This window comes from Trueperaceae bacterium, assembly GCA_031581195.1.
Classification (GTDB): domain Bacteria; phylum Deinococcota; class Deinococci; order Deinococcales; family Trueperaceae; genus SLSQ01.
On sequence record JAVLCF010000011.1, the window covers coordinates 22,640 to 32,157 of the forward strand.

A 9,518-nucleotide genomic window follows, 5' to 3' on the forward strand; every position below is an offset into this window, starting at 1 on the left:
CACGAGAGGGAGGGATTCGCATGACCACGCAAGCCGCATCGCCCCGCCACTACCCCGAACCGAACGTCACGAAGTTCCTGTTCGCCTCGAAAGCCATGGCACCCTTCTGGGCGGTCGTCCGCATCTACGTCGGGTGGACGTGGCTCACCGCCGGATGGGGCAAGGTCTTCGGGGGCGGCTGGGTCGGCCCCGAGGCCGGCGGCGCCGTGTCGGGATACCTCCAGGGCGCCCTGGCGCGCGCCGGTGGGGAGCAACCCTCGGTGACCGGCTGGTACGCCTGGATGATCGAGAACCTCTTCCTGCCCAACGCGGCGTTGATGAGTCACCTGGTCGCGCTTGGGGAGGTCGCCGTCGGCCTCGCGCTGATCGTGGGGTTCCTGACCGGCATCAGCGCGTTCTTCGGTGGGATGATGAACGTCGCGTTCCTTCTCGCCGGCACGCTCTCCAGCAACCCCGTCATGTTCATCCTCGCCACCTGGCTGGTGCTCGCCTGGCGCGTCGCCGGCTACTACGGCCTGGACTACTGGGTGTTGCCCCGCATCGGCGCGCCCCGGGGGGACTTCGGCCGCGACGGCGGGGACGACGCACCGTCCGCCCCCGCCGGCACCCCCTGACCTCGGCCCCCGCCCAGGCGAGGCGCGCCCCCGACCGACGGTCGGGGGCGCGCCTGGGTCGCGGGACACCCCGGGGTGGGACGGCGCCGCGCGACGGTCGCCGGGGTACCCTCCCAGGCATGCATCGCCACCGTGTGTCCGCGCTCCGCGGGTCCCGACCCGCCCGACGCCCGTGCGCCTGACCGGCGCGCGCGCCCTGATCACCGGCGGGTCGCGCGGCATCGGCCGCGCCACCGCCGAACGCTTCGCGGCGGAGGGGGCGCGCGTCGCGATCCTCTACCGCGCCAACGACGACGCCGCCCGCGCCGCCCTGGACGCCCTACCCCCCGTCCCGGACGGTCCGCACGTCCTCGTCCGGGCCGACGTCGCCGACCCCGACGCCGCGCCCCGCGCCGTCGACGAGGCCGCCGACGTCCTCGGAGGCCTCGACGTCCTCGTCAACAACGCCGGCGTCGGGGGGCGCCACCGGATCGACGAGGACGGCTACGACGCCTGGCGCGCCGCGTGGGAGCGGATCCTCGCCGTCAACCTGGTGGGCGCCGCCCACGTCGCCTACGCCGCCGGCCGCCACATGATCGACGGGGGTGGGGGGCGGATGGTGTTCGTCTCCAGTCGCGGCGCGTTTCGCGGGGAACCCGACCAGCCTGCCTACGGCGCCAGCAAGGCCGGCCTCAACGCCCTTGCGCAGAGCCTCGCGCAGCAGCTCGCGCCGCACGGCGTGTTCGTCGGGGTCGTCGCGCCCGGTTTCGTCGAGACCGACCTCGCCGCCGACCGCCTCGCCGGACCGGCCGGCGACGCGATCCGGGCGCAGAGCCCCCTCGGTCGGGTGGCGCGCCCCGAGGACGTCGCGCACGCCGCCCTGTTCTTCGCCGACCCGGAAAGCGCCTTCACGACCGGTTCGATCCTCGACGTCAACGGCGCGTCGTACCTGCGTTCGTGACGCCCGCCGCCGTGCGGGGGGTCGCCGCGTTCGGGGCGGTCGTCATCTCGTTCAGCGCGATCCTGTTCGCCCTCTCCGGGCAGAGCCCCGCCACGAACGCCTTCTTCCGACCCGCCTACGGTTGGCCGTTCCTCGTCGCCTGGGCGTGGCTCCGTCCCGCGACCCCGGGCCGCCCGCGTCGCGAGCGCCTTCTGGCGACGCTCGCCGGCGGCCTGATGGGTCTCGCGTTCCTGGAGTGGACCCTCGCCATCGACGCGATCGGTGCGGGCCTCGCGACGGTCCTCGGCAACACCCAGGTCGTGTTCGTCGGGCTCGCCGCCTGGGCCTGGCAGGGCGAACGCCCGACCCGCGCCGCGTTCGTCGCGGTCGGTCTCGTGCTGGTGGGCGCCACCGCCACCAGCGGCCTGGGTGGGGCGGCGACGTTCGGGGACGCCCCGTGGCGCGGGGTGGCGTGGGGGCTGACGAACGGCGTGACGTACGCCGCGTTCCTCCTCGCCTTCCGGGCGCTCAACACCCGCGCCGGGGCACCGGCCGGGATGCTCGCCGACGCGACGTTCGGGGCGGCGCTCGTGACGCTCGCCTCCGGTCTGGCCCTCGATCCCGGCTTCGACCTCACGCCGTCCTGGCCGGCGCACGTCTGGCTCGTCCTCGCCGGCGTGGGTCCGCAGGCGGTCGGCTGGATGGCGATCCTGTACGCCCTCCCCCGCCTCCCGGCGTTGGAGACGTCGGTGATCCTCCTCATGCAGCCGGTCCTCACGGTCCTCTGGGCCTGGCTGCTGCTCGCCGAGACCCCCTCCCCGGTCCAGGGGGCGGGGGTGGCGGCGGTCCTGGCCGGCGTCGCCATCGCCTCCCGGGCGGGCACCGTCCGCGGCGCGAAGGCCGCGCGGTAGCATGCGATCCATGCGACGCGACGTCCCCCCCGACCTCGCCGCCCTCGACGGGCACGCCCTCCTCCCGAGGGTCCTGCACGACGTCGAGACGCCGGACGCCGCCACCCGCGTCGCGGACGTCGCGCTCCCCGCTCCCCTCGTCCCCGTCCGCGAGACGTGGCGGACCACCGGTCCCCGGTGGCCGCTCGTGCGGATCGAAGCGAGCGACGTTCTCGGTGCGCACGACGCGCCCCCCGACGGGGGCGACGCGGACGGCGCCGCGACGCACGACGGCGGCGGGGAGGCGGACGGTCTCGTCGTCCGCCTCCCCGCCGGCCGCATGGGCGACCTCGTGCCCGCCGTCCGCCGCGTCGCAGCGCGCGCCCCCGCCGCGGTGCTGTTGGACCTCACGCCCCTCGCCGACACCGCGCCGCACGGCACCGAACCGTGGCGGCCGCGCCGCCGGGAGGAACTCGCGGAGCTCCGGGCGGCGCTCGGTCGGCCGCTGTGGCTCGACGGGATCGCCAGCCCCGCCGACGCCGAGGTCGCGGCGGAGGCCGGCCTCGACGCCATCGTCGTGCGGTCCGACGTCGGGCGGCACGTCGCGGGCCCGTCGGCTCCGGAGGTCCTCCCGGAGGTCCTCGACGCCGTCGCCGGCATGGTGGGCGTGTGGGTCGGGGGGCCGGTCCGCGACGGCGTGGACGTGTTTCGCTACCTCGCGCTCGGCGCGGAGGCGGTGCTGCCCGACCCCGGCATCGACGTGCGGCGCCTCGATGCGGAACTGCGGTACGCGATGCGCCTCACCGGGTGCGCGACGCTCGAGGACGTCGGGTACGAAGCGGTCTTCGCGCCGTTGTGGGACGAGGGCACGTGATCGCCTTCCTCGACGGCGTGGTGGAGGAGGTCCGCGACGGGAGCCTCGTCGTGCGGGCCGGTGCGGTCGGCCTCGAGGTGTTCGTCCCCGCCGCTACCGCCGCCCGCGCGAAGGTCGGGCACCCCCTGACCCTGCACACGCACTTCGCGGTGCGCGAGGACGCCCTCACCCTCTACGGGTTCGACGACCGCGACGCGTTGCGGACGTTCGAACTGCTGATCGGCGTGTCCAGCGTCGGCCCGAAGCTGGCGCTCGCGGTGTTGTCGGCGTTGCCGCTGCAAGTCGTGGCGGCGGCGGTCGCGAACGACGACCCGGCCCTCCTCGCCGCGGCGCCCGGCGTCGGGAAACGCACGGCGGAACGCATCGTCCTCGACCTCAAGGCGCGCATGCCGGAGGACCTGCTGCTCACCGTGGCCGGTCCCGAGGGGGAGGACGGCACCCCGGCCGCCCCGCGGGCGGCGGCGGCCGGCTTCGGGCCCGAAGCGGAGGACGCGGTGCAGGCCCTCATCGCGCTCGGGTACCGCGAGGCGAACGTCAAGACGCACGTCGCGCAGTTGGCGCAGGACGACCCCGACGCCCCCGCGGAGGCCCTCATCCGCGCGGCGCTCGCGAAGTTGCGGTGAGCCCAGGCCGGCGTCAGCCGGGGCCCGCCTCCAGCGCCCGCCCAGGCGCGATCGCGGGCAGGTCCAACGCCTCCCCCACCCCGAGATGCGTCAGGCGACCCGCGTGGGTGTTCAGGCCCGCCAGGAACCCCTCGTCGCCGCGGAGGGCGTCGATCCCCTCTCCCGCGAGGCGGAGGACGTAGGGAAGCGTCTGGTACGACAGGGCCCGCGTCGAGGTGTTCGGGACGGCCCCCGGCATGTTCGCCACCCCGTAGTGCAGGACGTCCTCCTCGACGTACGTCGGGCGGTCGTGCGTCGTCGGGCGGCTCGTCTCGATGCAGCCGCCCTGGTCCACCGCGACGTCCACGATCACCGCGCCCGGTTTCATCGTCCGAAGCGCGTCGCGGGGCACGAGCCGCGGGGCGCGCGCGCCGGGGATCAACACCGCCCCGATCAGCAGGTCCGCCTCCGTGATCGCCTCCGCGATCGTGCCGTCGTTGCTCATGACCGTGTCCACGTGGCCCCCGAAGACGTCGTCGAGGTACCGCAGGCGGCGTGGGTCGACGTCGAGCAGCGTGACGCGCGCGCCCAGACCGACGGCGACCTTCGCGGCGTTCGTCCCGACCACCCCGCCCCCGAGGATCACGACGTTCCCGGCGGGGACGCCCGGCACCCCGCCGAGCAGCACGCCGCGCCCCCCGAGGAACCGCTCGAGGTGGTACGCCCCGACCTGCGGCGCCATGCGGCCCGCGACTTCGCTCATGGGCGTCAGGAGCGGAAGGTCGCCGCGCGGTCCCTGCACGGTTTCGTAGGCGATCGCGGTCGTGCCGGCCTCCAGCAACGCTCGGGTGAGGTGCACGTCCGCGGCGAGGTGGAGGTAGGTGAACAGCGTCAGGTCGCTTCGGAGGTGCGGGTACTCCGCGGGGGTGGGTTCCTTGACCTTCAGCACCAGGTGGGGCGCCCAGGCGTCCTCCGCGGTCGGGACGACGTCGGCACCTGCGGCGCGGTAGGCGTCGTCGTCGTAGCCGCTGCCGAGACCCGCCCCGGTCTCGATGCGGACGCGGTGCCCCGCGCCGACGAGGGTGGTGACGGCCGCGGGCGTCGCCGCCACGCGGTCCTCGTGCCGCTTCGTTTCCTTGGGGATTCCGATGTCCACGACGTCGCCCCTTTCTCCCTCACGCAGGTCTCGGTATCGGGAAGCGTACCGCAGGTGCCCACCGCGCGGACGGCAAGGACGGCGTCCGGCGCCACGATCGCCGCCGAACGGCGTCGAAGCTCGGGCGTGCGGGGCGTCGCAACCGGCCCTGCACCTGCCATGGGGGCGTCGGGTGCGGTGGTGGGGTCGGGCGTGTCGTATCGGCAGCAGGGTGGGGTGCAGGAGTTGGGGGCGTCGTTGCGGTTGGAGGTGGCGTTCTGAGGGTGTGGAACGTCGTCGTTCGGGGGTGAGGTTCGTTCGGCCTGCCGTCCTTCACGGCAGGCCGAATTCCGAGCTGCGGCTACGTGCGTGGCGCTCGGGCGTAGTGGCATGTCGTAGCCGGCACGACGGGTGCGTGGCTTTTCGGTGGTGACGCTTCGCAGAGCACGCCTTGCGCTTCCTCGCGTGAGCTCCCAGTCCTGACGCGCCCCACTGACATGCGCGTGAAACGGTAGAGGGCCAGTCTTGGGACCATGCAGCGTTTCCTGGTCTCTCTCCGCCGGTCTTCTGCCCCACTTCGTTTGCTGACGGTTTCCGTTCTGACCGCCGGAGGCATGGCGTCGGCGGAATCGACGGTTGGCCAGGAGACCGGCAATTTCGGCTCGATCACGTGGAAGCGGGTGTGCGATACCGCTGCGGACTTCAGTGGTCCGCCCATCGGCGCAAGGGCGTTTCGCTCGCTCTATGGCGATGCCGAGACCAACCAGTGCGTCGAATACGATGGGCGCGTAAGTTCCGATCAATTCGGCATCGAAAAGGAAGCAGGCAGTGGTTCCGTCAGCACCCTGTGGAACTACAATGGGACCTCCGACGTCAGCGCAGTTCCAAGCAACACTCCGGTGCGTCACTGGCACGGGACGAATCTGTCGGGGGCTTCCTCGTACATCACGGATTTTGGCAAGGGCTATACGTACCGAATGAAGTATGTCGACTACTCTGGCGTTCCGGATGAGCTTTGGGTGGACTTTGGTTGCCCCACGTTCGAGGCCGACGCCTATGCGGTGGCGGAACGCGTCGAGGGTGGCGCCGTACGCGGGGCGTTCACGCCTGCGGTGCGTTTCAACCGTGTCCCGTCCGAGAACGTTCCTGCCAATCCCGGCATCCTGAGGCTCGACTCCTGGTCGCCTGCGGGTCTTCTCCCTCCCACCGTTGCGTCCGCGGTGGACGTGGTGGAAGCCTACGACGATGCGTCGGACGCTAGTGCCAACTGGCAGGGGGGTTCTGCGAACAGGTTCATCGGTTTCGAAGGGTCGGAGATCGTGCCGGATGCATCGGGCACCGTGACGCTTTCGGTGCCGGCGGGAGCGGTGCACGATTCGCGTTGTCAGGTCGGCAGCACGTTCGTCGGAAATTTTGCGGAGACGCAGACGATTCAGGTGGATTTGTCGCCTTCGTTGGCGGAGGTGGATCCGTTCACGGTGCCGGCGGGCGAGAACGTGTCGTCTTCGGATGTGTCGTCGGCGGTGGTGTCGGGACAGTTCGTCGTGCGGATCGCATTGGATCGTCCGGCGTTCGTGCCTGCCGGCGCGTTCGAGGTGGTCGAAGAGGGGACGGTCGTCGGGGATCGCGACGCGTGGGTCTCGTTGAGCGTCTCACCATCGGATGGCGTTCCGTCCGACGTGTATGACGTATCCGTCACGCCGCGCCAGGAGGGCACCTTCAGCTTGCGCCTCCCCACGGACTCCGTCGTGCGGGCGAATCAGCAGGGCGCGCTGGATACGACGTCCAAGAACAGCCAACCCATCGACTTCGAGGTGACGGCCGCCGATTTGTCGCCGTTCGTGGCGGGCGTGGACCTCGCGAGCACCGCGACGGATGGTTGGTACGGGGTGGGGGACGTGGTTCGTGCGCGCGTCACGTTCTCGGAGGGGGCCACGACTGCGGCGTTGGCGGATGGCGACGTCGCTCCGGTCCTGCGGTTGGGGGTCGGGGGTGAGGTCGTGGACATGGTCTTCGATGGGTCGGGTACGGATGGGGCGGGAGCGCTGTTCCTGGAGTTCGTGCATGAGGTGGTGGAGGGACAGTTGGACGAGGACGGGGTGTCGGTGGGTGCGGAGGCGTTCGACATGAACGACTTCGCGTACGTGGGGAACGTGACGGGGAAGCCGTTCGATGCTTCGGTGGGGGAGTCGATCTCTGCGCCGATTGTGAATGCCGTGGATCATCGTGTGGATGGGGTGGTGCCGACGATCACGTCGTTCGGTGTCCCGGACGATGCGGTGTACGCCATCGGTGAGGTGTTGCCGTTCACGTTCCTGGCGAGCGAAGGGGTGTCGGTGTCCGACGGGTCGATGGACCCGTCGTTGGAGGTGGCGTTGTCGACGTCGGAGGGGGCGCGCATCGTCGAGGCCGTCGTGGATCCAGGGGCGTCGACGGCGACCGTGAAGGCGTTCGAGTACTCGGTGGTGGCGGGGGATGAGGATCTCGACGGGGTCGAGGTGACGGCGTTGTTGGGTGCGTCGTTCGTGGATCGTGCGGGGAATGCGTTGGTGCGGGACGTGTCGTCGGTGCCTTCGCTGGGTGGGGTGCAGGTGGATGGGGTGGTGCCGTTCGTGACGGAGGTGGTGTTGGAGGGGGACGCCGTGGGGCGTCCCGTGTCTCCTGCGTTGGGGGACCTGGTGGCGTGGCGGGTGGGGTTCAACAAGGTCGTGTCGCCGGTCGATGCGGAGGATTTCGCGTTGGACGTGTCGCCGGTGGATGTGTCGGTGACGCCGTCGGATTTGGATGTGGGGGTGGTGAGTGTGTCGCCGTCCGGGGTGGCGTCGTCGTTCGTGGTGACGGCGTCGGGGTCGGACGTGGGGTCGTTCGACGGGTCGTTGGGGTTGCGGTTTGCGGATGTGGTGACCGTTTCGGACACGCGGGGGAATTCGATTGCTGATCCTGCGTCGTTTCCCGTAGATGCGGAGGTGACGTGGGTGGTGGATGGTTCGGCGCCTTTGTTGTCGTTGGTGAGTGGCGCGGACGTGGCGTTGGATCCGGAGGGCGTGCGGGTCCCGGAGAATCGGGCTGGGGTGGGGTCGGTGGTGGCGGTGGACGAGCACGAGGTGAGGTTTGCGTTGGAGGGGCCGGACGTGGAGGCCCTGTCGGTGAGTGCGGAGGGGACGGTGGCGTTCGTGGAGGGTGCCGTGCCGGACTTCGAGGTTCCCGCGGACGCGAACGGGGATGGGACGTACGAGGTGACGGTGGTCGCGACCGACGAGGCGTCGAACGTCACGCGGTTGCCGGTTCGGGTCGTGGTGGTGGATGTTCCGGAGGGTCCGGTGGTGACGACCCTGTCGTTCACGGACGCGGGGCCTGCGCGCACGGCGCCGTTCGACGTCGTCGTGGGGTTCCGGGAGCCGGTCGTGGGGTTCGACGGGTGGTCGGACGTGCGTGTGCGTGGGGGCGTGGTGCTGAGTGCGGTGGACGTGGGGGAGGACCCGGCGGTGTCGTCGAGCGATGCGTACCGCGTGACGGTGGATGCGTTCGGTGCCGGCGAGGTTCGCGTGTGGGTTCCGTCGGGGGTGGCGGCGTCGCCGGCCGGACTGCCCAACGCGGCGAGCAACGTGTTGACCGCGCAGGTGGAGACGGATTTGGATGGGGATGGCGTGCCGGATTCGGAGGATCCGGATGTGGATGGGGATGGCGTTCCGAACGAGGAGGATGCGTTCCCGCGGGACCCGAAGGAGAGTAAGGACAGTGATGGGGATGGGGTGGGGGATAACGAGGATGACTTCCCGAGGGATCCGGGGGAAAGCAAGGATAGTGATGGGGATGGGGTGGGGAACAACGGCGATCCGGACGTCGATGGGGACGGGATTCCGAACGACGTGGATCCGGACATGGACGGGGACGGCGTTCCGAACGAGGAGGATGACTTCCCGAGGGACCCGGAGTTTCATGGGGATTTGGATGGGGATGGCGTGCCGGATCCGTTGGATCCGGACATGGATGGGGATGGCATTCCGGACGTGAACGATCCGGACTGGGATAACGACGGCGTTCCGAACGACGAGGATGCGTTCCCTCGCGACCCGGAGGAGAGTAAGGACAGTGATGGGGACGGCGTGGGGGACAACGCGGATGACTTCCCGCGCGATCCGGGCGCAAGCAAGGATACGGATGGGGACGGCGTTCCGGACGTGCGGGATCCGGATATGGATGGGGACGGCATTCCGAACGAGGAGGATGCGTTCCCTCTGGAGCCGGATGCGAACCAGGATTCGGATGGGGATGGCGTGCCGGACGTGCGGGATGCATTCCCGAACGATCCGGAGTACTGGGCGGATTTGGATGGGGACGGCGTTCCCGATGCCTTGGATGACGACCGGGATGGGGACGGCGTCCCGAACGACGAGGATGCGTACCCCGACGACCCGACGGGCAGTAAGGACAGTGATGGGGACGGCGTGCCGGATGAGCGGGATGCGTTCCCGAACGACCCG

8 protein-coding genes are annotated in these 9,518 nt (G+C 70.9%); 7 read left to right on the forward strand and 1 reads right to left on the reverse strand.

Going from position 1 to position 9,518, the window contains the following annotated elements; all coding sequences use genetic code 11:
• Positions 1 to 20: 20 nt before the first annotated feature.
• The 5 genes from RI554_02055 (at position 21) to ruvA (ending at position 3,920) form a co-directional block, all read left to right on the forward strand.
• Positions 21 to 614, forward strand: a complete 594-nt coding sequence (locus RI554_02055; GenBank protein ID MDR9390796.1) for a TQO small subunit DoxD — start codon at positions 21 to 23, stop codon at positions 612 to 614.
• Between the two features lie 172 nt (positions 615 to 786).
• A complete protein-coding gene (locus tag RI554_02060) occupies positions 787 to 1,554 on the forward strand; it encodes an SDR family oxidoreductase (GenBank protein ID MDR9390797.1) in 768 nt (255 codons plus the stop codon).
• Complete coding sequence (locus RI554_02065; GenBank protein MDR9390798.1) at positions 1,551 to 2,444, forward strand: DMT family transporter; 894 nt, start codon at positions 1,551 to 1,553, stop codon at positions 2,442 to 2,444. Before RI554_02060 ends, RI554_02065 begins: the two co-directional genes overlap by 4 nt.
• Before the next feature lie 10 nt (positions 2,445 to 2,454).
• Positions 2,455 to 3,297: an alpha-hydroxy-acid oxidizing protein gene (locus RI554_02070; GenBank protein ID MDR9390799.1), complete on the forward strand. Its 843-nt coding sequence runs from the start codon at positions 2,455 to 2,457 to the stop codon at positions 3,295 to 3,297.
• The gene (gene ruvA / locus RI554_02075; GenBank protein MDR9390800.1) at positions 3,294 to 3,920 is read left to right on the forward strand and encodes a Holliday junction branch migration protein RuvA; all 627 of its coding nucleotides are present in this window, start codon (positions 3,294 to 3,296) and stop codon (positions 3,918 to 3,920) included. Before RI554_02070 ends, ruvA begins: the two co-directional genes overlap by 4 nt.
• Positions 3,921 to 3,933: 13 nt before the next feature.
• On the opposite strand, the gene ald is transcribed toward ruvA, so the two are convergent.
• A complete protein-coding gene (ald, locus tag RI554_02080; protein ID MDR9390801.1) occupies positions 3,934 to 5,055 on the reverse strand; it encodes an alanine dehydrogenase in 1,122 nt (373 codons plus the stop codon).
• 126 nt (positions 5,056 to 5,181) lie between these two features.
• Here ald and RI554_02085 point away from each other — a divergent pair, with 126 nt between their 5' ends.
• Entirely contained in the window at positions 5,182 to 5,316 is a 135-nt protein-coding gene (locus RI554_02085) for a hypothetical protein (protein ID MDR9390802.1), read from the forward strand.
• Between the two features lie 251 nt (positions 5,317 to 5,567).
• The coding region (locus tag RI554_02090; protein ID MDR9390803.1) for a thrombospondin type 3 repeat-containing protein at positions 5,568 to 9,518 on the forward strand (3,951 nt) is incomplete at its 3' end.